We start from the raw sequence: 22,883 nt of genomic DNA on the forward strand, positions 1-22,883 counted from the left end.
TGGCAATCGGCCCTCACCGGTGGATGGCGGGCGCACCAAGAGGCCGCCGACGCAGCCATGTCAGCCCGGCAATCCCCGCGATGGAGAGTCCGAAGATCGGCAGTATCGTCCCCGCGACTGCCCGCGAGGTGATCGCGCCGGTCCAGACTCCGTACCTCACATCCGATAGCGGATGCCGCCATAGATCGCGCGCCCCATGCCTGGGTTGAACAACGCCGACGTCGCCGTCGCCACGCCGGCGGTGATGGTGCTGGAGATGTAGCGGGTGTCGAGCAGGTTCCGCCCTTCGACATAGCCCGACCAGCCGATGCCGTGGTCGTAGCCGACCTTGAAGTTCAACAGCGCGTAGGGGTCGATGGTCAGGCTGTTGGCGTTGTCGGCGAAGAACGCCTGCGGCATCCATTCGACGTTCGGGCCGGCATAGAAGCCGTTCTGATGCTTGTAGAGAATTTCCGCGCGGAGGTAGTGCGGCGGCAGACCCGGCAGCCGGTTGTTGCCCCAGGTCGCGTCGCGGTCGAAGCGGAAGTCGCTGTAGGTGTAGGCGACGTTGAACCAGAAGCGGTCATCCTGCGCGAAACTGGATTTCAGCAACGCCACGCCGAGGCCGGCTTCGACGCCCTGATGCACGGTGCGGTCGGCATTGACCACGGTGCAGGGACTGAACGGCGACGTGGTCAGGCACTGAAACTCGTTGCGCAGATCGGTGCGATACGCCGACAGGTCCCAGGTGACGTCCGGCCGGCGGCCGCGCGTGCCGATCTCGTAGGTGGTGCCGGTCTGCGCCTCGACGTTCGAACTCGCTGGCGACGAGAAGCTGTTGACGTCGAAGGTCGGCACCTCGGCGTTGCGCGAGATGTTGCCGTACACCTGCCATGTCGGATCGACGTCCCACAGCACGCCGACCTTCGGACTGACCAGGTCCCAGTTTCGGGTGCCGGACTGATTGCCGTCGGACAGGAAACGGTCCTGCTGTTCGCGCGAGGCGTGGAGGAACTGGGCGCCGGCGATCAAGGCGACGTTCGGCAGCACATAGAGCGAGTTCTCCGCATAGGCGGTCACGTTGTCGGATTTCCACAGGTTGGACGACGCCAGCGCGCCCTTCACCGCGCCGGTGAGGTTTTGATACTGGTTGATATCAATGGTGCCGTTGAGCACGTTGACGCCAGCGGTCAGCCGGTTGCGCAAGCCGCCGAGCGAGCGTTCGTCGGTGGCGCGCACGAAGCCGCCATAGTCTTGCGCGGTGAAGTCCAGCCATTGATAGATCGGATGCATCACGTGGCGGGCGAGGCCGAAGACGCCGAGATCCACGGTGGTGTCGTCGAACCTGAGCGTGGTCTTGTTGGCGATCCGGACCGTGTCGATATTGCGCTGCTGATCCTGCCGCAGGAATTCGCTGTCGGCGGCGCGCGGCGAGTTCAGCGCCGCCTGCTTGGTCACTTCGCCCGGCAACTCCGCCCGCCACCGCCCGGCGTTCAGATAAAACCGCGTCTCGGCATCGGGAGAAAATTGATAGCCGAAATTGGCGTTGAGCCGCTCGGTATCGGTTCGGCTGTGCTCGCGGTAGCCGTCCTCGCGCTGCGCCGAGGCGGTGATGAAATAGTCGGCCGGGCCATTGACGCCGGCGATGCTGCTCTGGGTCTTGACATAGCCGAAGCTGCCGCCATCGACACGCGCGTCGAACGCCGGCGCGTCGCGTCCCGTCGGCATCACGAAATTGATCGCGCCGCCGAGCGAATTGGCGCCATAGCGCAGCGCGTTGGCGCCCTTGAACACTTCGACGTAGCGATAGACGCTGGGATCCACCTCGAACAGGTCGAACAGCCCGTCCGAGGTGTTGAGCGGCAGACCGTCCATGAAGATGTTGATGCCGCGATTGCCGTAGTTCCTGGACAGACCCGAGCCGCGGATCGATACCCGGCCGTCTGGCCCCCATCGGGTCTGAATCAACACCCCCGGCACCCAGCCGAGGATGTCCTTCACGGTGTTGGCCGGGCCGTTCTTGAACGCCGTATCGGGCACCACGGCGACCGCGCCCGGAGTCCGATCGATTTCTTTCAGCGCCTGCTGCGCGGTCGGAACCGTGAGAGAGCCAGGCGCGCGCGTTCCCTGCCCCGCCGAATTGGGCGACGGCGCCGCTGGTGTGACTTGGCGTGCCGAGCGGCCGCCGCCCGTGACTTGCCGCGGTTTGCGCGCGCTGACCGTGCGCTGCGGCGCCGCGGACTCCACCGTGATGGTTGGCAGCGACGTTGAAGCTGATTGCGCCGACGCTGCGCCGGTGACGAGCGTGGCCGCGGATGCCAGCAGAGCGCGGCGCAGCCGTGATGAGACGGATCGCATGGGAGAGTCCACCATTTTGAACTGAGAAGCGGGAGAACGCGACAATCAGCTCAGCTGCGGCGGGGCTCGGGCGCGGTGTCCGGCAGCGACCTGCCGCGGGCGACGATCGTTGGCGGCGGGAACCACCGCTTCGATGGCGACGGCAATACGCGTGATGGCGAACGACGCGATCGCCGGCGGTGCACCCGGCGCATGATTTCCGATACAGGCCGGACAATGCACGACGGCGATGCCGGTCGGCTTGTCGTCGCCCGGCACCCCCGTCGTTTGATCGGGATGAGTGACGCAAATCGCGGCGCTCGCAACTTGCGCGGTGGGCGACAGCGCTGCCAGCAACAGGCTGGACAGCACGACATTGAGCACCAACGCATAGGCCGCGATGAAGCTGGCCGTCAGTCCCACCGCATGCGTTTGTCGCGATTTGCCCACAGCGCCCCCCAGACCTCGCTTATCATGGCGGCCGGTGAACGCAAACGACTTTCAAAAGCAACGTTGTCGCCCGGATTTCGCGGTCTGGTTGCGCACTAATTCGGTTCCAGAGCCGCACAGCATCCGCCGCCCGCGCAACGACTTCGGGAAGAAGCGGGCGGCGTCGGCCCTTTGAAATGCGTCACGGCCTCGTCACGCAGGCCTTTCTCCCAGATGTCTGCGCAAGACCGTGGCGAGCGCGCATATACGGACGGGTTTCCAGCAAGCCCCAGAAATGCCCGACGTCGTCGCGGAACGCGGCCTTCCCGAGCGCCATTTCGCCGGCCTCGACGCCTTGGCGATAGAGCTCGATTGCTTGATCCAAGTTGCTGGCGGTTTCCTGCGCCAGCAGGACATAAGCGTCGGCGCAGAGCGGAGATAGTCCGAGCGCTTTTTTCGCCAATGCGATCCGGCGCTTCGGATCGCTGGCGCCCCATGCGTCGTACATGAGGTGGGCAGCCGTGGCTTCCCTACCGATTTCCCCGTGGTAGGCTCGATTCGGTGACTGGATGACCATGACTGGGGCCGTGGCTTCCCTACCGATTTCCCCGTGGTAGGCTTCAGAATGCCGGCGATGCCGCTGAGAGTGGGCCGTGGCTTCCCTACCGATTTCCCCGTGGTAGGCTTCGACCTTCACCGGGGTGCATGCGTTTCGCGCCGTGGCTTCCCTACCGATTTCCCCGTGGTAGGCTGTTTGGTCGCGAAGCACTGCAGCACCGCCCGCCGTGGCTTCCCTACCGATTTCCCCGTGGTAGGCTCGCAAGATGTGGCGGTGCTCTCTGATCAAGGCCGTGGCTTCCCTACCGATTTCCCCGTGGTAGGCTCACCCGGTCATTTCCGAAATCGCGATAACGGCCGTGGCTTCCCTACCGATTTCCCCGTGGTAGGCTAATGACTTCGCGTTCGTGTTTACGTTTTGGGCCGTGGCTTCCCTACCGATTTCCCCGTGGTAGGCTACCGACGGCGTCGACGTGATCGCTCTGAGTGCCGTGGCTTCCCTACCGATTTCCCCGTGGTAGGCTATGGCAGTATCGTTGCCACGACGGCAACGGGCCGTGGCTTCCCTACCGATTTCCCCGTGGTAGGCTGGCGCTGGGCTTCATACCGGCTGACTTGTAGCCGTGGCTTCCCTACCGATTTCCCCGTGGTAGGCTAGCTCAAAGGGAACCACCATGGCTAAGCTTGCCGTGGCTTCCCTACCGATTTCCCCGTGGTAGGCTAGCCCGAACAGACCGGGCTGCAGCGCGCGGGCCGTGGCTTCCCTACCGATTTCCCCGTGGTAGGCTAACGAATAAGCCGCTACGCCAACGGCGATCGCCGTGGCTTCCCTACCGATTTCCCCGTGGTAGGCTGGCGTGTTGCAGCGAGCAATAACAGCGGAAGCCGTGGCTTCCCTACCGATTTCCCCGTGGTAGGCTCCGATGACCTGGCGCTGCTCGGCTACACCAGCCGTGGCTTCCCTACCGATTTCCCCGTGGTAGGCTCAGCCAATCTGTTGACGGCTCGCAAACCGTGCCGTGGCTTCCCTACCGATTTCCCCGTGGTAGGCTTTGCGGGGGCACCGATAGGCTATCGGTCGCGCCGTGGCTTCCCTACCGATTTCCCCGTGGTAGGCTGGTGTTTACCCGCACGTTCGTAAGAGAGACGCCGTGGCTTCCCTACCGATTTCCCCGTGGTAGGCTTCGCGATGCTGCGAGCCGCCGTCACCGACCGCCGTGGCTTCCCTACCGATTTCCCCGTGGTAGGCTACGAGCGGCACAAACGACTGAAAATGCTCTGATTTCCGCCTGAACCGCGAGGCGGAAATCAGAGCAGGACCAGTTGTTGCGGTGCTTTCTTCTCATTGAACGTTGCTTCCCCAAGCAACAGCCTCATACGCGCGTACTGGCGATCCGTGACCTGAAGGGTACGGACACTGCCGCGCGGCGGCAAGTTTTTAACTACGCGATGACCATGTTTATCCGCGGCGTCGTCGCCCCGACAAACTCGGGAGTACACCGACCATTGCAGCATCATGAATCCATCGTCTTTCAGGAATTTCCGAAACCGCGTCGCGTGACGGCGATCGGTCTTCGTGCCCACCGGAAGATCGAAAAAGACGAACATCCACACGAATCGGACCTCCTCGCTTTTCATGAAATGCGCTCCAATTCCGGCAATTCGAGCAACGCCGGCTTTTCGAACTCCAGCGCACGGCAGAGGCTGGCGGAGGCCATTTCCGCGGCAACCAGAAGCGACACCTTGGCGTCCCCGACCCGGCCATTCATCAGCAGCACGCCGGCCATGGCGCGACGGTCATCCAGCGTGAGATCGCCGTTCTTGGCCACGCGATCACCGAGAGTCGTCCATGCGAGACCATCGACAAACGGCCGGAACGGCTCGACGATATCGTCCGCGAGGTTGAAAGCATTGGCCGCGCTCTCGTGCTTCAAACCGAACGCCGGAAGAAATCCGCAGGCGACCAGCGCCCGCGCAACGCCGGCGCGCATGACGGCATAACCGTAGTTCAGCATTTTGTTGCGAAGATCACCCTCGTCGTCGCGCACGAAATCCCCAAACAGACGGCCCCAATAGAAGCGCGCCGCGCGGGCCTCGACGTTCTCCGGATCGCCCGGCTCGACATGACGCGCAATCTCCGCGAGAGTCTCTGAATTCTGGCGGTTAAGAACCGAGAGCGAAGCCGCCTGATTGAGAATCTTGCGGCGAATGATGGCTTGCCACAGCCGCCGCTTCACGCCGTCCTTGGCGTCGAACTGAAGCTTCGCGATCGCGCCCTGGCGATGGTGACGATGAAACGGCAAGGCAACGCCCGATGGCGTGTGCCGCTCGTCGGTAAAGATCAGCACGACGCCGGCGTCCATGCACGCACTCATCAGCGCGCTCGACAGCGTCGCCTGCGGCGTGTCGATCACGATCCAGGCAATATCTTCCAGTGCGAGCCGCACTTCGCCCGCATCCTGTCTGACGCAAACCTGACCGTCGGCAAGCGACAGCCTTGCCGCCTGCGTCAGGTGCAGGCCTCGCCACGCCATGTACGCACCTCGCGCGGAATTTCAAATTTTCGTCCGAGCCGGTCGATGGTGAATTTTTTGAACGATGCAAGGGTTTTCAGTCCGATTCCGCTGACCGTTGCATCTTTGCCGAGCGAGATATGCTTGCAGACGCTTGCTGCTCCCGTGCCGCGATGAAGACCACGAAAGTAACCGTCGATGCACTCCCCGTTCGCTTTCGATATTTCGACATAGGACAACCCGAACAGCGACCAAAGAAACTCATAACTGCTGTCGATCTCTTTCCAATCCTTGTCCTCCGCATAAGCGATCACGGCGCGGTCCGGCGGATCGTTCAGTGCAACGATCTGATGCGGATAGATCGGCACAACATAATATTCCCAAACAGCTTTCTTGTTTTTCTTCCTGAAAACATCCACGCGCGCCATGTCGCCGCGATCGACGGTGCCGCCATTGATCTCGACTGATACTTTGTCGTTGGTCTGTATCCGAACCTTGCGAATGACATCGCCCTTCGGAGACAGCGGCGGCCTGTCTTTCGGCTTGCCGGCCGCGATCCACGCGCGCAGACTTTCCACCAGTTCATCCCGCAACCGCTTGGGATCGCTCACCTGCCCGTACGGCTTCGGAATCGGAATCTTCTCCAGGTCCTTGTCCGTCAGTTTTTCGACCGGCTTACGCTCGAACACCAGCCTCTCGCCTTCGATTTCGCGAATCTGTTTGATGGTGGCGTCGTGCGCCTTGCCGCGCGCGCGCCGACGCTCGGCGCGCGAGACGAAAATCCCGGGCATGGTCTCCGACCCATAGACCGTGCGTCGAACATCGGCGCGGAAGCCCCGCCAGGGCTCGGCGCAATGAAAGATGTCGTCCGGGCGGCCCTCGCGCTCGCGCCTTTGGACTTCGACCGTCAGGCGCTGCAGCAGGCTCTCGGTGGTGGCGGCCAGCACCAGCGCATCGACGGCGTGATGCCGGTCGTCCTCGACCCGCTTGCCATCCTGCTTCTTCAGGCCCTCCAGGCCCCAGGCCCGCCGCAGTTTGGAGGTGATGGCCCCCGGTCGGGTGAACACCCGCCGCTCCTCCACGATCGTCAATCCGTCGTTGCCGCCGTCCGCCCGACCGCAAATCGCCCGCTCGCACTCGCGCGGCGGGAACATTCGCGAGAGTTCGTCGGCGAGCAGCCGAGTGGCCCATTGCGTATCGGTGAGGTTGCGGGCCTTGAATTTGTCCTCGATCGCCGCCGCATCCTTGATGCTGTAGTTTCGCTTCTTGCGCCCCTTGACCTCCTGGAGGTTTTCGACGCGCGCAACGTACTCCATCCATTCGACGTCGGTTTTGTCGGCCTCGAACCACTCGAACGGCGTGCGCCCGCGCTTGTTCTGATTGGACCTCGCGGTGCAGAGCGTCTTGTTCAGATACGAATCGTCGCCGAACCGGCTCCACGGCAGGATGTGGTCGACCTGATAGCGGGTATCGTTGGCCGCGACCCCTGCGGGATCGATCGCATCGCCGGAATAGATGCACTTGAAGTTCTGTTCCTTGGCGAGTTCGTATCGCAAGAGCTCGTCGTCGCTGGGGGCGCGGCCGAGGTGTTCCTCAGCTTGCTTGCGCCGCTTCGCCTTCTCGACGTTTCTCGCTTCGATGCCATCCGTGAGCTGCTTGCGCTCCTCGGCGCTTTTTCCGACCGAGCGCGCGAGTTCAATATGAAAGTAGTCGATCGGTCCGTATTCGCGCGCCACCGCTCTCACTTGCTTAAGAGCCTCGCTCAGCGCCTTCCGAGTCACCGGGCTGCCAACCTGATCGAGCGGGACCGACAACCGCGCGGCATGATCGTAGCCAACGCGCGCGCAGGCCTCCGAATAGACCAACCCTTCGCGAAGTCCGGGGATGATATTGCGTGCCGCGCGCGCCGAGATGTGCCCGGCCCGGGTGAACTCCTTGAAATCGCCATTGGCCGCCGCCTGCATCAGGGCCTCGACGACGAGGCTATCGAGACCGAGGTCTTCAAGCCCATTGCGGATCGATGTGATGTCCTCGCGGAACGACAGGATTTCGGCGATACGATCGAGTGTTTCTGGCGTTCGCGACAGCGATCGCCACGGCGCATCACCCAGCGCATCCTTCAACGTCTTCGTTCCATAGGCTGCACCGCCGGTCCGCGCGACGACGTCGAGCGATGCTTCCTTGTCCTTGCCGATGCCGGAAAACCGCGCGTTCGGATCGAGGTCGAGCGCCTCGCGCAGCGATTTGAACGTGATGGTCTTCTTGGTTTCGCCGAAGCCCTTGGCGGCCAACGCGATTTCCTCCGCGGTCAGTCGCCGCTCCGGCGATCGGCCCACGGCCAATTTGAGATTCGCCAGTCGGGAGAGAAAACGGAACAGCTCGAACGAAGGTGCGCGCCGCGCGGCGCGCTTCTGTCCCGGTTCAAACGGGCAATCGCCCACCCTGTCTTCGCTGTCCTGCAGCGGACGCTGAAAGAATGCGACGTCCGCAAATGTTTGCGCCAGCGTCTCGGTAGCGGCCGCGCTGCCAAATCGAAGCTGAGCGCGAAGGATTGCGCGAACCTCGTCCTCGAGATCGGAGCGTTTCGCGGTGTGCGAGTAGTCCTTGTCGCGATTGCGCTTGCGGTTCGCGAACTTTGGATCGTTGGCGATCATGTCGCCGAAAGCATGATACTTTGCGAGCCCCTCGCGCGTGGCCTCCATCGCCTTTTTCATCTTGGAGGTTTCGTCCGCGGCATTCGCGCCGGCCTCGTTCTTGGCGTTCGACCGAAAGCCGCGATGCCGAGCGATATGACCAAGAACGACCGCGAGTTCTTCGTTGCTCAAAAGACGCTGATGTGCGGCGGCGCGAAGCGTCCACGGCGTGACTTGCGCTGCTGCCGAAGCTGTCGAAATTCGGCGCATCGCCTGATTGAGAGCGTCCGGTCGCGGATCGGGAAGCAGACCAAACTCGCAAAGCAAGCGGCGGACGCCATTCATGCGCTGCCGGCGGCGGCGAACGATCCGCCGCTGCCCACGCGCGGTGCGGCGCGTTGCGCTCTTTGGCTCGCCGGTCTTGTCGATCAGAGGGGCGTCGAAACAGCGGACGCCGGTAGCGATGATACCTCCCCCGGCCCCGCTTATGTCGACGACCCCCCATCCGCACGATGCTATACCGAGGTCAATTCCGAGAATACGCCGGACAACACGCTCACTCATCACGCCACCAAGATTGCACACAATCAAAAATCGATTATTGACCGTCTTGTGTATTTCGGCAATCATGCGGTGGGAAATCGGTAGGAAAGCCACGGCAAGTAACGGAAACCTCGGTTTTCGTTACGAAGGATTACCCCCGTTACGGAAACGTGACGGGGGGATTCATTTGATCTGTCAGTCGGCTTTGGCTCGGCTGAACTCGGCCAGCCGTGAAACGCGCCAGGCGCAAAATGGCTATCTTCCTGCGCCGGAAATCTCACTCCTCACATCGGCAATCATCGGACCAGCGCGCGCCGCTCGCCGCAGCCTTTCCAGACCCGATCGATGCGCATCCGAAATCTGGGCCGGCCTGCTCTCGTCTCGTTTGGAGATAACGGTGCCATGTCATTGGAAGAGGCGCACGCGTATGGCGGCGCAGGGTCGCCCCGTTAGAACAGCAATTGTGTGACGACAATTATCTTGGCCGGCGGACGACAACTAGCTTGGCCGGTGTGGCCGGACGGCGGGAGGGCGTAGCCCGACCAGAGTCCGGCCACACCGGCTGCGCCGTTTTGTGGGGTCATTTGACGTCACTGGCGGTCGTTTCTGAGGTGGTGCAAGCGGTTCTTTCCTCAATGGAAAGGGCCGTTCGTGCCAGGCAGCCACCTCAACGACCACCAGGTGAGAACGTACATGGACCATCGTCGAACCCATCCTCAGCACACTGCCGCCGCCAAAGCGGGAATCAGCGAACGCTCGGCTCGTCGGATCGATCGCGATCCAACCTTGCCATCGCAGCGCAAGACACCCCGAGGTTATCGGACCCGTCCCAACCCGTTCGACGGCGTTTGGGAAGCCGATATCGTGCCGCTGCTGCAATCGATGCCGTCGCTGCAGGCCATCACCATTTTGCGCGAGCTGCAGCGGCGTCATCCCGGCCGCTTTCCCGACAGCCATTTGCGAACCCTGCAGCGCCACATGCGGCGGTGGAGCGCACTCGCCGGCCCCGAGCGCGACGTCATCTTCCGTCAGGAGCATCCGCCCGGTGCGCAGGGCCTTTCCGACTTCACCGATGCGGGCGAGCTTGGTGTGACGATGGTTGGGCTCGCCTTTCCGCATCGCTTCTATCACTTCGCGCTGGCCCATTCGCAGTGGGAGTACGCCCGCGTGGTCGAGGGCGGGGAAAGCTTCTCGGCGCTTGCCGAGGGGCTCCAGAACGCGCTCTGGCTGCTCGGGGGGGCCCCGCGCGAGCATCGCACCGACAGCCTCTCGGCTGCGTTCAAGAACCTCTCGGAGGAGGAGGACTTCACGCGCGCCTATCGTGAACTTTGTGACCATTACGGCATGGCGGCGACCCGCAACAATCGCGGTGTCAGTCATGAGAACGGCTCGATCGAAAGCCCGAATCGCCACCTCAAGAAGGCGCTCGATCAGGCGCTGACGCTGCGCGGTAGCCGTGACTTCGATACTCGGGTGGCCTATCAGGCATTCACCGACGACATCGTCGGCCAACGCAATGCCGCCCGCGACCAGGCCTTCGCAGCCGACCGCGCCGCCCTGCGGGCGCTGCCGCCGCGCCGCACCACGGACTTCAGCGAGGCTGCCGTGGTGGTCACGTCCTCCAGCATGTTCTGTCTGCGCAAGGTGTTCTACACGGTGCCGTCGCGTTTGATCGGCCATCGCCTCAAGGTGCACCTCTACGACGATCGGCTCGACTGCTTCCTCGGCTCGACGCAGGTGCTCGTGCTGCCGCGCGGCCGGGTGCCGCGGGGGGCCCAACGCGGACACGTCGCCGACTACCGGCACGTGCTGCCGAGCCTTCGGCGCAAACCCCAGGCCTTGCGCAACCTGGTATGGCGTGACGCGCTGTTCCCGCGGCCGGCGTTCCGCCGGGCCTGGGACACGCTGGTCGAGCGAGGCCCGATCGACCGGGCTTGTCGCACCATGGTGGCGTTGCTCGACATCGCCTATTGCAGCGGTTGCGAAGCAGAACTCGCCGCGCATATCGACAGCGTGCTCGATCTCGGCCACCTGCCGGATCCCAACGCCCTGCGGGCTGTGTTCAGCCGCGATGCCGCGGCTCAAAACGGCGGGGCGGCATTGCCCACGGTGGCCGTCACGATGCCGGCCGCGTTGATCTACGACGTGCTGCTGTCCAGCGTCCACGGCGAGGTGTCGTCATGCTGACGCGCGACAACACACCAGCGCCCATCACGGTCGATCTCGCTCGCCTGCCGATGCTGCTGACCTCCCTGCGGCTGCCGACCATCGGCCAAATGTGGGCGGACCTCGCCGAGCGTTCAGACCGCGAAGGCTGGCCGGCCGCTCGCTATCTTGCGGCCTTGCTCGAGCACGAGCTTGCCGAACGCTATCAACGTCGAATCCAGCGCAACATGCAGGACGCTCACCTGCCGGCGGGGAAGAGCTTCGCCACCTTCGACTTCGCCGCCGTCCCGATGATCAACAAGAGCCAGATCACCGCGCTCGCGGCCGGCGGTTCTTGGCTCGACAAAGGCGCCAATCTATTGGCCTTTGGCCCGCCAGGCGTTGGCAAGTCGCATCTCGGCGCAGCTCTCGGCCAGGCTCTCATCGAAAACGGCTATCGTGTTCTGTTCACCCGCACGACCGACATGGTGCAACGACTTCAGGCCGCTCGCCGCGATCTAACGCTGCAAAACGTCATGGAAAAGCTCGACAAATACGACCTGCTCATCCTCGATGACCTCTCTTACGTCCGCAAGGATCAGGCCGAAACCAGCGTGCTCTTCGAACTCATCTCCGCCCGTTACGAGCGTCGCAGCTTGCTCATTACAGCTAATCAGCCATTCGGGGGCTGGGAGGAAATCTTCCCCGACAAGGCAATGACCGTGGCCGCCATCGACCGCCTCGTGCACCACGCCGTCATTCTGGAAATGAACACCGACAGTTATCGTCGCAAGGCCGCAGTCACGCGAATGACCGATCGGAAGGCCTCGGAAAACTCAAAGCAAAAGCCTGTAACCAAAACGATCTAATCGTCGCAATCGCGCCAATTAGATCTTGCGTCGTTGCTCAACTCCTTGCACCCTCAAATCGCTTCAGAGGCGACCGCCAAAACCGGCCATCCTAGTTGTCGCCGACCGGCCATCGTAATTGTCACTCTACAAGCAATCATGGGTCGGGAAGTGGCTGGCGGGCCGAGAACGAAGAAACGGAGAACTACGTCTACTCCATAGCCCTCTATGGCCCTCCTAAATAGAGCTGCAAACACTTGGCGCGCATTGGCGAAAAGCTGCTTGCTAGCGCTAGGCTCCTTGACGAACGACCGAAGGAAGCGAAGATGCTTATCGTCCCGGTTCAACGCTGAATGTTTTTGCTCCTAGAAGCGTTGAAACTTAAGGTTCCAGCAGACGGTGGGGTGGCTGCAAAGAGGTGCGATGTGCAATTCCATGCGGGGACCCGACTGCACCGCTTAAAGCCCGCCTCCATGACTCTCAGCGGGGCCACCATGCGCTCTTTCGGTAGCGATGGGGATTGATGCCCAACATCATCACCGGACTCAACGAGCTTCCTAGCGCCAGCATCGCAGTGACTTCAGGGATGGGCTTGAAGTCAGGCGTTTGAAGTGACCTGGCAGATACCGGACCCGATTCAATGGCTAAGGGACGGCAGGTTCGTGTTGGGCCAGTAACGGACATTGTTGCTCATGTCAGAGACCCCTATCCCGGAATCAGAGTGAGACTTCGTCGCAATGATGGTCCAGCCGGTACGCGTTCAGCTTGCGCTTTTGCAGCAACGCAGCCAACCGGTCGGAAATGAACCAGCACCCGCTATAGCGATGTTCGACCCAGCACGCCCTACCGCCGATGACAGCCGCGTCCAGCGCGCATTGCCAAGGCCCGACGCGGCGCTCGTAACTCCAGTTTTGGATATCGCCGCGCCCACTCGCCCTGAGATTACTCCGGTCTTCAATAATCGAATCGATCCGCCCGACGACATTGAAGATGAAGAAATCGCCGGGCTTGGCGACGCCGTTTTTGTCCTCGGCAACGACCGGGAAAAATTGATGCCGCCCGGGGTCGAGCTCCTCGACCGCGTCCCTGAGCCGCGAACTGACCAGATTTCCGCCGCCAAGCAACAGCATCCAGTCGCACATTGTTTTAGCCCGGGTGAGGCGCACCCGGCGGGGCACTACCTCGGGCGGAATCCAGGTTCCGGTAACCCAGGATGCACTAGTGATCGTGCCGGGATAGGCATCGGTCCGGTCGAAAAACGCACGCAGAACCTTCCGGTCGTCCTCGGAATATCCGATTTCCGACTTACCGTACATTCCGTGAATGATGTAAGCCATTCCGTGGTCTGCCTACTTTGTCCCAATGAGCGGCCATCGTTAGGCTGTTCGCGATCCGGGGGCTAACTTCGGGCCTTGCGCGGGGCAATCAACAGCTTGTCCGGGGTCGTCTTCAGGGCACCCGCAATGCGAGCCAGCACGATCACCGTAACGTTCCGCTTCCCGCGGTCCACCTAGCTGATGTCGGCGCGATCAAGCCCGGCCTCTAAAGCAAAGCCCTGGTCTGCCCCGCTGAGGGATGGTCAGATATCCCCCAACAGCGCCTCCCGGCACGCGCTCTGCCTGCCAACCATGGAAGTCTAAAGCATGCTGTTGCGCTGGTCAGAACTTTGGTCAGAACGTGGTCAGACGGCCAACTGCCATGCGCATCTAAGCTTCTGTAAAATATATATAATCTCCAATTAACAGCAGGCTGGCGGAGAGAGTGTCAGTCAATCCCTATTGAAAGGGAAAGCATTTCCGACTTTCCTAGACCAAGACCCACCGTTTGACCAACGGCCGGAGAATCGGGTTTCGCCTCAGACAAACACCAGCAGTGCTGGTGCTCCGCGATTGGTGCCGTAGAGTCTTGCCCTCCGAAGGCAAAGGTCACACGTTCGAATCGTGTCGGGTACGCCATTCAGAACAAAACTGCGAACTCGTATGGCATTGAAGACTCCGTTTGATCCTCAATCGGGTCGGCTTGAGCGACGTGGCCGCTATGACGCGACGCTCGCTGCGATGGCGCGCTGCCGGGCTTCGATCCATTGCACCCAGGCCGCAAGTCCCTCGCCGGTGGTGGCGGACAGCTGCAGCACCGACAGGCGGGGGTTGACCCGGTGCGCCAGTTCCAGACAGCGTTCGACATTGAAGCTGACATAGGGCGCCAGATCGATCTTGTTCAGGATCATCAGGTCGGCGGCGGCGAACATGTCGGGATATTTGAGCGGCTTGTCCTCGCCCTCGGTGACCGAGAGGATCACCACCTTGGCAGCCTCGCCGAGATCGAAGGCGGCAGGGCAGACCAGATTGCCGACGTTCTCCACGAACAACACGCCACCCGCGGCCAGATCGAGCCGCGCGAAGGCGTCGGCCACCATCGCGGCGTCGAGATGGCAACCTTTGCCGGTGTTGACCTGGATCGCCGGCGCGCCGGATTCGCGAATCCGGTCGGCGTCGAAGCTGGTCTGCTGATCGCCTTCGATCACCGCCACCGGCAATCGGCCGGCCAGCGCGGTGATCGTGGCGCAGAGCAGCGTAGTCTTGCCGGAGCCTGGGCTCGACAGCAAGTTCAGCGTGAGAATTCCGGCCTGCGCAAAGCGCGCGCGATTGGCTTCGGCAAGACCGTCATTGTGCGCCAGCACCGCGCGCTCCAGCTTGATGATCTGGCGCTGGTCCAATCCCGGCACCGAGACCCCGGCTTCGCCGACGCCGTAATGCACGGCCGCATGATCGTGATGATCGTGATCGGCATGATGATGGTCGTGCGGATGTTCGTGATGATGGCCATGCGGCGTGCCGGCGGCATGCAGCGCGGCGTGCGCGGCCTCGTCGAGGTCGTCATGGTCGTGAAGAGGCTGTCCTTCGACGGTCCCCTGACCGCAACCGCAAACCGCACACATGGCCCGTCTCCTGTTCGCTGTGACGCTCTAGACCGGGCGGATCTTCTTGCCCACGCTCGACCACTCCTCCGCCGGCAACCGGCCGGCCGCCGCGGTGGTCAGCCGCGGCATGTCGAGGATCGTGTAGTCGGTACGACCCTTGCGGCTGATGTAGCCCTCCTTGATCAAGCTGTTCAGCGCGGTCGAGGTGGTCTGGCGCGAGGACCCGATCAGGTTGGCGATCTCCTCGATGGTGAGTTCGACCGACAGCGTGATCCCGGCTCCGGTGGCCTTTCCCTCGCTCGAAGCACGGTCGACGAAGAACCACGCGATCCGTTGCTTGATATCGTGAAACATCAGGTCCTCGATGGTGCGCATGCAGGACATGATCGCGCGACCGAGAATCGAAACCAGTCCGAAGGCGATCGCCGGGCACTGCTCCAGTTTCTTGCTGAAGGTGCGGATATCGGTGAAGCGCAATTCGCTCTTCTCGACGGCCTCGATCAGGCAGCCGGAATGCATGCAGAAGATGTCGCCCGGGACCAGGTAGAACAGCGTCATTTCCCGCTCGTCGCCGACCAGATAGACTTTCAGCCTGCCGCCCATCACCACGAAGACGCCGTTCTCGTCGCCCTCGCCGGTGCAGATCATGCTTCCCTTGTCGTGCTTGCGCACGTTGAAGCCATTGAAGAATCCCTCTCCCGAAGGGCTGGTCAAGACATCGGCGATATTGAAGCGCGGCGGCATTTCGTTTCCCTCACGCAAAGGGGCCTCGGGCGCCAGTTGTCCGACATTGGGCTCTGACCGCGCCGATCGAACGCGGGTCGAGTCCAGTCGTCACGCGGTTGGGCGCGGCCCTCCAATGTTAGCTTTATGGTGCTCAGTCACATCAGCGCCGCCGGGTGTCACTACACTTTCGTGGGAGTGGTGAAGGTGTGGTTGATGCGAATGCGCGTGCTGCGAGAATACATCGCGGGCCGGGCTGCCGCCGATCGCTTCCAGCGCGGCTTCGAGCGAGCGACGCGCCAGTTGCACGTCGGCCACCGCCTGGTCGAGCAGCTGATCGAGCCTGGCGCTGGCGCCGATGGCGCCGCGCTGCGCTTCGATCTCGGCGACATGGTCCTGCGCATGATCGATGAAATGCGCCAGATAAGCGCGCAGCCGCGCCTTGGCCTGGTCCTGCGGCGTCATGTGATGTTCTCCTCGATGAGAGTGACGATTACGCCTTTTTGCATATCGATCCGCTGGATCGAGACGCCCGAAAACAACTGCTCGTCCCCGAACAGGGTCGAGACCCGCACTGCGCCGGGCTCGAAGCTGATCGCGGTGACGTCCTTGACTTCGACCGCGCTGGCCGAGGCGGTGCGCGTGACGACGACGGTTCCTAGGCACATTGCATTTGCTCCTTCGGCTGCTCGGGCGCGATGCGATCGAGCAGCGTCAGCTCCAGGGCATGCGCGCGTTCGCGTCCCACCTCGGCCAGATCGTAGAACGACACGCCGGCCTGGTCGGCGGCCTGCACCGCGGCGTCGAATGGCAACGAGGCCAACAGATCGCAGCGCCGCGATTGCTCGGCAATGAAAGCGCGATCCTGGTCCGAAGCCACCTTGTTGGCGACGTAGCAGATCTGCTTGATGCCGAGCTCGCCGGCCAGTCGCTCGATCTGCCGCGCGGTCTGGAAGCTGCGCGCGCCGGGCTCGACGACGATGATCAGCATGTCCACCGCCTCGACGGTGCCGCGACCGAAATGCTCGATGCCGGCCTCCATGTCGATCAGCACGCATTCCTTGCGCCGGGTCAGGATGTGCCGCAGCAAGGTGCGCACCAGCGCGTGCTCCGGACAGACGCAGCCGGTGCCGGCATGGTCCACGGTCCCCATCAGCAGCATCTTGACGCCGGCGTGCTCGACGCAGAACTGATCGGGAATATCGTCGACCTTCGGGTTGAGGATGAAGTGGCTGCCCATCCCGGCGTGGGCGCCGGTGCGTTCGCGCGCCAGATCGATCATCTTCGAGATCGGGGTGACGCCGGCCAGCCGGTCCTGCGACACCCCGATCGCCGAAGCCAGATTGGCGTCGGGATCGGCGTCGATCGCCAGCACTTTCCAGCCGTCGTCGGCGAGCGCGCGGGCCAGCATGCCGACGATGGTGGATTTGCCGACGCCGCCTTTTCCGGTGACCGCGATCTTCATGTCAACCTCGCAGGCAGCACCGGGCGCTTCGCTGCGGCCAGCGCGGCGATCGGCGCCACCGCCAGGGTCTGGATGCCGAGGCCGTCGCGACGCTCCTGGATCGCGGCGAACATCTTGTCCGCGGCGAGTTCCGGATCGGTCTCGACGATGAAGTAGCCGCCAAGCAGGTCGCGCGCCGTGGTGGTGACGAGCTGGCTGACGACGTCGGAGCCGACGATCGGCGGCACCGTGCCGAGATGGGTCGGGATGCCGAGCGCGACCGCCCAGCTGCCGATCACCACGGCCTTTTCGGTCATCGCTTCCGGCGCCGAGGCCACCAGCGGCAGATCGGAAATATCAACGCCGAGCTTGTTGGCGAGCGCGGTGGCCAGCGCCACGGCGCGGCTGTTGTCGACGCAGGAGCCCATATGCAGCACCAGCGGCAGCGGCCCGCCGAGGCCGGCGGATTCGCCGATCGCGGTCAGCACGCTCTTCAGGCCCTCGCCGGCATATTGCCGGGTGGCATCCTGCGTCATCATGCCGGCCTTGGCATAGGCGCCGGCGGCGCAGCCGGTCGCCAGCACCAGTACGTTACGTTTGGCCAGCGAGCGGGCGATCGCGATATAGGCGCTGTCCTGCTGGGTCTTGGTGTTGTTGCAGCCGGCGAACAGCACCACGCCCTGGATATTGCCGTTGACGATGTTGTCGACCAAAGGCTGCAGCGGATCGGCGGCGTTGATGGTGGCGAGCGCCGCCACGATCGCCTCGGTGCTGAATCCGACGATCGCCTGCTGGGTGATGTTGGGGATCTGGATCCGCCGCGGATCGCGGTGCTTGAACGCCTCGATCGCCATCCGCACGATCGACTTGGCGTTTTCCGAGGCCTTGGCTTCCTGGAAATCCATATGCGTTGCGCCGGCGATCTTGTTCTGCTTGTCAGTGGTGATGATCTTGGTGTGGAAGCATTCCGCAACCCGCGGAAGCGACGGCATGATGCACTGCACGTCCAGCACCATGGCGTCGAGCGCGCCGGTCAGGATCGGCAGTTCCTGCGACAGATAGTTGGTGGCGAGCGGAATGCCGTGGCGCACCATCACCTCGTTGCCGGTACAGCAAATGCCGATGATGTTGATGCCGTCCTTGGCGCCGGCGGCGATCGCTTCGTCGTTCAGATCGGCGGCGATGTCGCAGATGATGTCGGACAACAGCGGGTTGTGGCCATTGACCGCGACGTTGACGGCGTCGCGCTTAATGACACCGAGATTCGACGTGGTGACGATCGGCTTCGGCGTGCCGAACAAGGCGTCCGACAGTTCGGTCGCCAGCATCTCGCCGTCGAGGTCGGCCAAAGCCACGCGCAAGCCGCCGAGGATCAAATTGGTCGGATCGGCGTCGCAGCCGAGATGGGTGCGCGACATCGACTGCGCCACCGCCGCATCGATATTGTGCGGCAACAGTCCGAGATCGCCGAGCTTCTTTAGCCGCGGCGCCGGCAGCGACGCCGCCAGCCAATGGCACGGCTCGTCGTAGTTCTGATTCTGGAAATCGTGCAGCGTGAGATCGGCGAGTTCGCGCACGATGGTCATCAGATCGCGGCCCTCGGTCGCGACGCCAAGCCGCTTGGCGACCACCAACAATTTCTCTTCGTCGCGGATCGAATAGTCGTGCAGGTGGCCCTGGCTGAGATGCAGCATCGCCAGCGCGATGTGGCGGCCGTGCTCGGAATGCGCCGCGGCGCCGGCGGCCATCATGCGGACCAGGTGGCGCGCGACGATGGTGTCGCGGTCGGCGCCGCAGATGCCGAATTGCGGGCCCTGGCCGAACGGATCGATCCGGCACGGTCCCTTCAGACAGATCCGGCAACACAGCCCGGTGGTGCCGAAGCCGCATTGCGGCTGCTGCTGAGCATGACGGCTCCATGCCGTGCCGATGTTGTTGGCTTCGGCCACCGCCAGCATCTGGACGGCGGCCGGATCGGACGAGCAGGTGTTACAATCGAGGCAGGCCACAGGAGAACCTCTTCAATTAGAGCGAAATACGGAGTGAACGGTGGGCTTGGGCGAGCTCGCGGGCGCGGGCCAATCGCAAAGCATCGCGGTAGGCGATCAGATCGACCATCTTGATCGCCTTGGTCGGGCAGGCCTCGACACAGGCGGGGTCGGCCTTGCCGTTTGCGGCGCGCCAATCGCTGCACAGGTCGCACTTCTTGGCGACGCCGCGGTTGGTGATCGAGGACGGGCCGAGCTTGGCCTCGGAGCGCACCGTGATGGCGCCGAACGGGCAGACCATGACGCAGAGCTTGCAGCCGATGCATTGCTGCTCGACGATCTCGATCTGGCCGTTGGCCTGGCGGCAGGAGCCGGTCGGGCAGACCATGGTGCAAGGCGCGTCCTCGCATTGCCGGCACTGCATCGGCATGGTGGCGCCGTCGACCGACACCACCTGGTTGCGCGCGTGTAACGGCAGGTGCGCGGCGACCGCGCTGATGATGTCGTGGCCGTCGCCGTGCGCGACGGCGCAGGCCAGTTCGCAGGAATGGCAGGCCAAGCAGCGATCCGGCTCGGCATAGATGATGACGTTTTCTTTAGCGTGTGTTTGCGACATCTGTCGGCCTCCAGGCCTGTTACGCTGGCTGCGCGCCGCTAGGCGCAGACCACGATCTCATCGACGGTCATTCCTTGTGACGGCAGCACGCTGACGTCGCTCCCTTGGCAGGAGCCGCATCGGAAGCGGTGGTCGGCCACCCGCTCGTCTTCGCAATCCCTGCAGAACACCCGCACAGGGCGACGGTTGATCTTGAGCAGCGCGCCGGCCATGTTGGTGTCTTCGGCCAGCAGGTTGAACGATGATTCCAGCACGCGGGGTTCGATGCCCTGGAGGCCTCCGATCGTCATCGTGATCTCGGAAACCTTGCCGCCACCGCGGCGCAGGACTTCCTCATTCACCACCCGCATGAGGGCACAAGTGATCGTGATCTCGTGCATCTCGGGGACCCCAGAGCCATCTCGTGGCGGTGGATTAGGCCGAAGCCGTGGGTGGTTCTGTCCGCCAAATGACAATTCTGAAAAAGATTTAGAACGCTGCGAAATCGCCGAAACGCAGTGCCTCCTCGTCATTGCGAGCCGACGACGGCGCGCTGCGCTAGCCGAACAGCGAAGCAATCCATGGCCTCTTGGTGCCCCTGGACTGCGTCGTCGCGATGCCGAGCTTTGTGCCTGGTTTCGTTGAACACATTCTGAGCCGAGCTCTGAAGCGATCTTCGATCGCAGTGCCTCAACGCTCGGTGCATGAAATGCAGGGATCGATGCTGTTGACGATCAACGGAATGTCGGAGATCCCCTCGCCGACCATCATCAGATGCAGCACGTCCCAGTTCATGTAGCTCGGCACCCGCCATTTCACCCGCGCCGGAATGTCGGTGCCGTCGGTGTTGACGTAGTAGACGAGTTCGCCGCGCGGCGCCTCGACCTTGGTCACCGCCTCGCCGGCCGGAATGAACGGCAGCGGGCCGGCGTCGGTCGCACCATCCGGCAGATCGCGCAGGCACTGCCGCAGCAGCCGGATCGAGGCCGCCACCTCCTTCAGCCGCACCATGGCGCGCGACCAGACGTCGCCGTCCGGATAGGTGATCACTTCGACGTCCATCCGGTCATAGACCGCGTAGGGCGCCGCGGTGCGTACGTCATAGCCGTGCCCGGCGCCGCGCGCCACCGGGCCCATCAGGCCGTATTCGATGCAGTGCTCGCGGCTGATCCGGCCGATGCCGCGGGTGCGCGACTGGATCGTGGCATTGGTCTCGTAGACCGGAATGATCTCGTTCAACAGCAGCGGCTCCAGCCGGTCGAGCTGGCTGATGATGTAGGCCGACTGCGTGGCGTCGATATCGTATTTCACCCCGCCGATGATGTTGGCGGCAAGATCCATGCGGTTGCCGAACACGGTCTCCTTGGTGTCCTGCATGATCTCGCGGGCTTCCATGACGTGCATGAACAGCGATTCGAAGCCGACGACATGCGCCAGGATCGCGACGTTGAACATGTGCGAGGCGACGCGCTTGATCTCGTCGGCGAACACCCGCAGATACTGCGCGCGCTCCGGCACCTCGATGCCGGCGATGGTCTCCAGCGCCATGCAATAGGCTTCCGGATGGCTGTTCGAGCACAGCGAGCAGACCCGCTCGATCAGCGCCAGGTTCTGGTAGATGTTGCGCTTGGCGGTGAGATATTCGATACCGCGATGCACGTGGCCTGCGGTGATTTCAAGCCCCGCGACCTTCTCGCCCTCGACGTCGATGCGGAAATACATCGGCTCTTCGAGCGAGACGTGCAGCGGGCCGACCGGCATGTTGAAGGATTTCATCACAGCTTCTCCCGATCGGTAATCAGCCGCTCGAACAGCATATTGGTGCTGGCGGCGTTGGAAATCACGGAGAGCGGAATCAGCCGCTCCATCACCCTGCCGTCGACGCTTTCGTCGAGGAACAGCCGGCGGTTGTCGGTCCGGCCGTTGGTCTTGATGTCGTAGAACTCCATGAATTCGCGCTCGTGCCAGTCGGCATTGCGGAAGATCGGCACGATGGTGTCGACGCTGGCGCCGCTGGCGAGTTTCACCTTGACGGTGACGGTGCTGCCCTCGATGTCGAAATGATAGGCGAGCAGGTTGAAGCCGGCGTTCCGATCGGCCAGCGCGGTGATCATGCTCAGCCTTGCCTCGAAGGCTTTCAGCGCACGGCAGGTGGCGACCAGGTCGTCCTTGTCGGCCAGCGTGATCCAGGCGGTGACCCGGCCGTGCCGATTCTCGCTGATCGAGAATTCGCCGCGGATCATGCGGGCGATGGACATCACCCGATCCTTGATGGTGGACGCGTCGGTCATATCGCCTCTCCTCTGTAGCTCGCCTTGCGCCGGCACTCCGGGCACAGATCCATCAGCCGCTCGGCGCGCGGATTCGGCCCCTTGTAGGCGAGCTGCGTCAGCACGCTGCCGGTCGGCAGCAGTTTGTCGCCGCACGAGGTGCAGCGCTTGTAGGCGACCACCCCGTGATCGAGCTGGGTGTATTTGTCCTGCTGCAGATGCGACAGGTGCCAGTCGTTGCTGAGCTTGATCGCCTTGGTCGGGCAGTAATAGGCGCACAGCCCGCAGGACACGCAGGTGTTGTGCCAGATCACGAAATGCAGGCCATCGTCGGCCTCTGCGAAGCGGATCGCCCCGGCGGCGCAGACGTGCTCGCACATGTTGCAGCCGACGCAGGTGGCTTCGTCGAACGTCACCTTGCCGCGATAACCGGCCGGCGTGGTTGCCTCGCCGAATGGAAACGCTTCGGTCGAAGGGCCCTTGCGCAGATTGTCCCAGAGGATCTTGAGGAACGTCACGATGAACTCCTATGTCCGCTTGGCCCAGATTTCGATGGCCATGGCGATGCCTTCGATGATCGCCTGCGGCCGCGGCGGACAGCCGGGGACGTTGACGTCCACCGGCAGATAGCGATCGATCGGCCCCTCGATCGCGTAGCTTTCGCGGAACACGCCGCCGGAGATCGGGCAGATCCCGATCGCGACGGTGACTTTGGGATCGGGGATCTCGTCGAACACCCGCAGCACCCGGTCCTTGACCCGCGCCGTCAGCGGGCCGGTGATCAGCACGATGTCGGCGTGCTTCGGGCTGCCGCAATACTGGCAGCCGAGCCGCTCGACGTCGTAGCGCGGAATGCAGGCGGTGGTGGCGAGCTCGACGTCGCAGCCGTTGCAGGACCCGGCGTTGATCCGATAGAGCCAGGGCGATTTCTTCGCCGCGGTCGAAAAGAAGTTCATCA

The 22,883-nt window shown here is 63.1% G+C and carries 21 protein-coding genes, 1 tRNA gene and 1 CRISPR repeat array; of the genes, 3 read left to right on the forward strand and 19 right to left on the reverse strand.

Features of this window, described 5'->3' with window-relative positions; all coding sequences use genetic code 11:
• Positions 1-156: 156 nt before the first annotated feature.
• The 6 genes from RPC_RS22470 to cas9 form a co-directional block, all read right to left on the reverse strand.
• Positions 157-2,337 (reverse strand): TonB-dependent receptor family protein, encoded by a 2,181-nt coding sequence (locus RPC_RS22470; RefSeq protein WP_011474887.1) that lies wholly within the window; start codon positions 2,335-2,337, stop codon positions 157-159.
• Between the two features lie 45 nt (positions 2,338-2,382).
• Positions 2,383-2,766, reverse strand: a complete 384-nt coding sequence (locus RPC_RS22475) for a DUF2946 family protein (RefSeq protein WP_011474888.1) — start codon at positions 2,764-2,766, stop codon at positions 2,383-2,385.
• Between the two features lie 181 nt (positions 2,767-2,947).
• Positions 2,948-3,208: a hypothetical protein gene (locus tag RPC_RS25725; RefSeq protein ID WP_167532089.1), complete on the reverse strand. Its 261-nt coding sequence runs from the start codon at positions 3,206-3,208 to the stop codon at positions 2,948-2,950.
• A 55-nt stretch (positions 3,209-3,263) separates the two neighbouring features.
• Positions 3,264-4,553: a CRISPR direct-repeat array (repeat unit 36 nt; unit sequence GCCGTGGCTTCCCTACCGATTTCCCCGTGGTAGGCT).
• A gap of 58 nt (positions 4,554-4,611) precedes the next feature.
• The gene (gene cas2 / locus RPC_RS22485) at positions 4,612-4,941 is read right to left on the reverse strand and encodes a CRISPR-associated endonuclease Cas2 (RefSeq protein WP_011474890.1); all 330 of its coding nucleotides are present in this window, start codon (positions 4,939-4,941) and stop codon (positions 4,612-4,614) included.
• Positions 4,938-5,837, reverse strand: a complete 900-nt coding sequence (cas1, locus tag RPC_RS22490; RefSeq protein WP_011474891.1) for a type II CRISPR-associated endonuclease Cas1 — start codon at positions 5,835-5,837, stop codon at positions 4,938-4,940. The genes cas2 and cas1 overlap by 4 nt, the downstream gene beginning before the upstream one ends.
• On the reverse strand, positions 5,813-9,079 hold the full coding sequence (gene cas9 / locus RPC_RS22495; RefSeq protein WP_415914760.1) for a type II CRISPR RNA-guided endonuclease Cas9: 3,267 nt from the start codon (positions 9,077-9,079) through the stop codon (positions 5,813-5,815). The genes cas1 and cas9 overlap by 25 nt, the downstream gene beginning before the upstream one ends.
• Positions 9,080-9,685: 606 nt before the next feature.
• On the opposite strand from cas9, the gene istA reads away from it, so the two are divergent.
• Positions 9,686-11,179: an IS21 family transposase gene (gene istA, locus RPC_RS22500; RefSeq protein WP_011471085.1), complete on the forward strand. Its 1,494-nt coding sequence runs from the start codon at positions 9,686-9,688 to the stop codon at positions 11,177-11,179.
• Entirely contained in the window at positions 11,173-12,006 is an 834-nt protein-coding gene (gene istB, locus RPC_RS22505; protein ID WP_011471086.1) for an IS21-like element helper ATPase IstB, read from the forward strand. Before istA ends, istB begins: the two co-directional genes overlap by 7 nt.
• A 695-nt stretch (positions 12,007-12,701) precedes the next feature.
• On the opposite strand, the gene RPC_RS22510 is transcribed toward istB, so the two are convergent.
• Complete coding sequence (locus RPC_RS22510; RefSeq protein WP_011474893.1) at positions 12,702-13,322, reverse strand: imm11 family protein; 621 nt, start codon at positions 13,320-13,322, stop codon at positions 12,702-12,704.
• A 535-nt stretch (positions 13,323-13,857) separates the two neighbouring features.
• Between RPC_RS22510 and RPC_RS26390 the strand changes: the two genes are divergently transcribed.
• Positions 13,858-13,940, forward strand: a tRNA-Arg gene (locus RPC_RS26390).
• Positions 13,941-14,020: 80 nt separating this feature from the next.
• On the opposite strand, the gene hypB is transcribed toward RPC_RS26390, so the two are convergent.
• The 12 genes from hypB to RPC_RS22570 all read right to left on the reverse strand — a co-directional run bounded on the left by hypB (position 14,021) and on the right by RPC_RS22570 (position 22,881).
• Complete coding sequence (hypB, locus tag RPC_RS22515) at positions 14,021-14,923, reverse strand: hydrogenase nickel incorporation protein HypB (RefSeq protein ID WP_011474894.1); 903 nt, start codon at positions 14,921-14,923, stop codon at positions 14,021-14,023.
• A 27-nt stretch (positions 14,924-14,950) separates the two neighbouring features.
• Positions 14,951-15,649 carry a Crp/Fnr family transcriptional regulator gene (locus RPC_RS22520; protein WP_011474895.1) on the reverse strand — a complete coding sequence of 233 codons (699 nt, stop codon included), beginning with the start codon at positions 15,647-15,649 and terminating at the stop codon, positions 14,951-14,953.
• 90 nt (positions 15,650-15,739) lie between these two features.
• Complete coding sequence (locus RPC_RS25185; protein ID WP_011474896.1) at positions 15,740-16,093, reverse strand: hypothetical protein; 354 nt, start codon at positions 16,091-16,093, stop codon at positions 15,740-15,742.
• The gene (locus RPC_RS22530; RefSeq protein WP_011474897.1) at positions 16,090-16,296 is read right to left on the reverse strand and encodes a CooT family nickel-binding protein; all 207 of its coding nucleotides are present in this window, start codon (positions 16,294-16,296) and stop codon (positions 16,090-16,092) included. The genes RPC_RS25185 and RPC_RS22530 overlap by 4 nt, the downstream gene beginning before the upstream one ends.
• The gene (locus RPC_RS22535; protein ID WP_011474898.1) at positions 16,287-17,093 is read right to left on the reverse strand and encodes a carbon monoxide dehydrogenase accessory protein CooC; all 807 of its coding nucleotides are present in this window, start codon (positions 17,091-17,093) and stop codon (positions 16,287-16,289) included. Before RPC_RS22535 ends, RPC_RS22530 begins: the two co-directional genes overlap by 10 nt.
• Positions 17,090-19,081 (reverse strand): anaerobic carbon-monoxide dehydrogenase catalytic subunit, encoded by a 1,992-nt coding sequence (gene cooS / locus RPC_RS22540; protein ID WP_011474899.1) that lies wholly within the window; start codon positions 19,079-19,081, stop codon positions 17,090-17,092. The genes RPC_RS22535 and cooS overlap by 4 nt, the downstream gene beginning before the upstream one ends.
• A gap of 16 nt (positions 19,082-19,097) precedes the next feature.
• A complete protein-coding gene (locus RPC_RS22545; RefSeq protein ID WP_011474900.1) occupies positions 19,098-19,676 on the reverse strand; it encodes a 4Fe-4S dicluster domain-containing protein in 579 nt (192 codons plus the stop codon).
• Between the two features lie 38 nt (positions 19,677-19,714).
• On the reverse strand, positions 19,715-20,056 hold the full coding sequence (locus tag RPC_RS22550; protein ID WP_011474901.1) for a hydrogenase maturation nickel metallochaperone HypA: 342 nt from the start codon (positions 20,054-20,056) through the stop codon (positions 19,715-19,717).
• Between the two features lie 289 nt (positions 20,057-20,345).
• Positions 20,346-21,431 carry a nickel-dependent hydrogenase large subunit gene (locus RPC_RS22555; RefSeq protein ID WP_011474902.1) on the reverse strand — a complete coding sequence of 362 codons (1,086 nt, stop codon included), beginning with the start codon at positions 21,429-21,431 and terminating at the stop codon, positions 20,346-20,348.
• Positions 21,431-21,946, reverse strand: coding sequence for an NADH-quinone oxidoreductase subunit C (locus tag RPC_RS22560; RefSeq protein WP_011474903.1), 516 nt, complete (start codon positions 21,944-21,946; stop codon positions 21,431-21,433). Before RPC_RS22560 ends, RPC_RS22555 begins: the two co-directional genes overlap by 1 nt.
• Positions 21,943-22,443, reverse strand: coding sequence for a 4Fe-4S dicluster domain-containing protein (locus RPC_RS22565; protein ID WP_011474904.1), 501 nt, complete (start codon positions 22,441-22,443; stop codon positions 21,943-21,945). The genes RPC_RS22560 and RPC_RS22565 overlap by 4 nt, the downstream gene beginning before the upstream one ends.
• Positions 22,444-22,452: 9 nt before the next feature.
• Positions 22,453-22,881 carry an NADH-quinone oxidoreductase subunit B family protein gene (locus tag RPC_RS22570; protein ID WP_041802210.1) on the reverse strand — a complete coding sequence of 143 codons (429 nt, stop codon included), beginning with the start codon at positions 22,879-22,881 and terminating at the stop codon, positions 22,453-22,455.
• Positions 22,882-22,883 lie beyond the last annotated feature (2 nt).

Source organism: Rhodopseudomonas palustris BisB18 (assembly GCF_000013745.1).
Classification (GTDB): Bacteria; Pseudomonadota; Alphaproteobacteria; order Rhizobiales; family Xanthobacteraceae; genus Rhodopseudomonas_A; species Rhodopseudomonas_A palustris_F.

Excerpts from the sequence above, each read along its gene's own strand:
- RPC_RS22470 (WP_011474887.1), bottom strand. The coding sequence starts at position 2,337 with ATGCGATCCGTCTCATCACGGCTGCGCCGCGCTCTGCTGGCATCCGCG.
- cas2 (WP_011474890.1), bottom strand. The coding sequence starts at position 4,941 with ATGAAAAGCGAGGAGGTCCGATTCGTGTGGATGTTCGTCTTTTTCGAT.
- cas1 (WP_011474891.1), bottom strand. The coding sequence starts at position 5,837 with ATGGCGTGGCGAGGCCTGCACCTGACGCAGGCGGCAAGGCTGTCGCTT.
- cas9 (WP_415914760.1), bottom strand. The coding sequence starts at position 9,079 with ATGATTGCCGAAATACACAAGACGGTCAATAATCGATTTTTGATTGTG.
- istA (WP_011471085.1), top strand. The coding sequence starts at position 9,686 with ATGGACCATCGTCGAACCCATCCTCAGCACACTGCCGCCGCCAAAGCG.
- istB (WP_011471086.1), top strand. The coding sequence starts at position 11,173 with ATGCTGACGCGCGACAACACACCAGCGCCCATCACGGTCGATCTCGCT.
- RPC_RS22510 (WP_011474893.1), bottom strand. The coding sequence starts at position 13,322 with ATGGCTTACATCATTCACGGAATGTACGGTAAGTCGGAAATCGGATAT.
- hypB (WP_011474894.1), bottom strand. The coding sequence starts at position 14,923 with ATGTGTGCGGTTTGCGGTTGCGGTCAGGGGACCGTCGAAGGACAGCCT.
- RPC_RS22520 (WP_011474895.1), bottom strand. The coding sequence starts at position 15,649 with ATGCCGCCGCGCTTCAATATCGCCGATGTCTTGACCAGCCCTTCGGGA.
- RPC_RS25185 (WP_011474896.1), bottom strand. The coding sequence starts at position 16,093 with ATGACGCCGCAGGACCAGGCCAAGGCGCGGCTGCGCGCTTATCTGGCG.
- RPC_RS22530 (WP_011474897.1), bottom strand. The coding sequence starts at position 16,296 with ATGTGCCTAGGAACCGTCGTCGTCACGCGCACCGCCTCGGCCAGCGCG.
- RPC_RS22535 (WP_011474898.1), bottom strand. The coding sequence starts at position 17,093 with ATGAAGATCGCGGTCACCGGAAAAGGCGGCGTCGGCAAATCCACCATC.
- RPC_RS22545 (WP_011474900.1), bottom strand. The coding sequence starts at position 19,676 with ATGTCGCAAACACACGCTAAAGAAAACGTCATCATCTATGCCGAGCCG.
- RPC_RS22550 (WP_011474901.1), bottom strand. The coding sequence starts at position 20,056 with ATGCACGAGATCACGATCACTTGTGCCCTCATGCGGGTGGTGAATGAG.
- RPC_RS22555 (WP_011474902.1), bottom strand. The coding sequence starts at position 21,431 with ATGAAATCCTTCAACATGCCGGTCGGCCCGCTGCACGTCTCGCTCGAA.
- RPC_RS22560 (WP_011474903.1), bottom strand. The coding sequence starts at position 21,946 with ATGACCGACGCGTCCACCATCAAGGATCGGGTGATGTCCATCGCCCGC.
- RPC_RS22570 (WP_041802210.1), bottom strand. The coding sequence starts at position 22,881 with ATGAACTTCTTTTCGACCGCGGCGAAGAAATCGCCCTGGCTCTATCGG.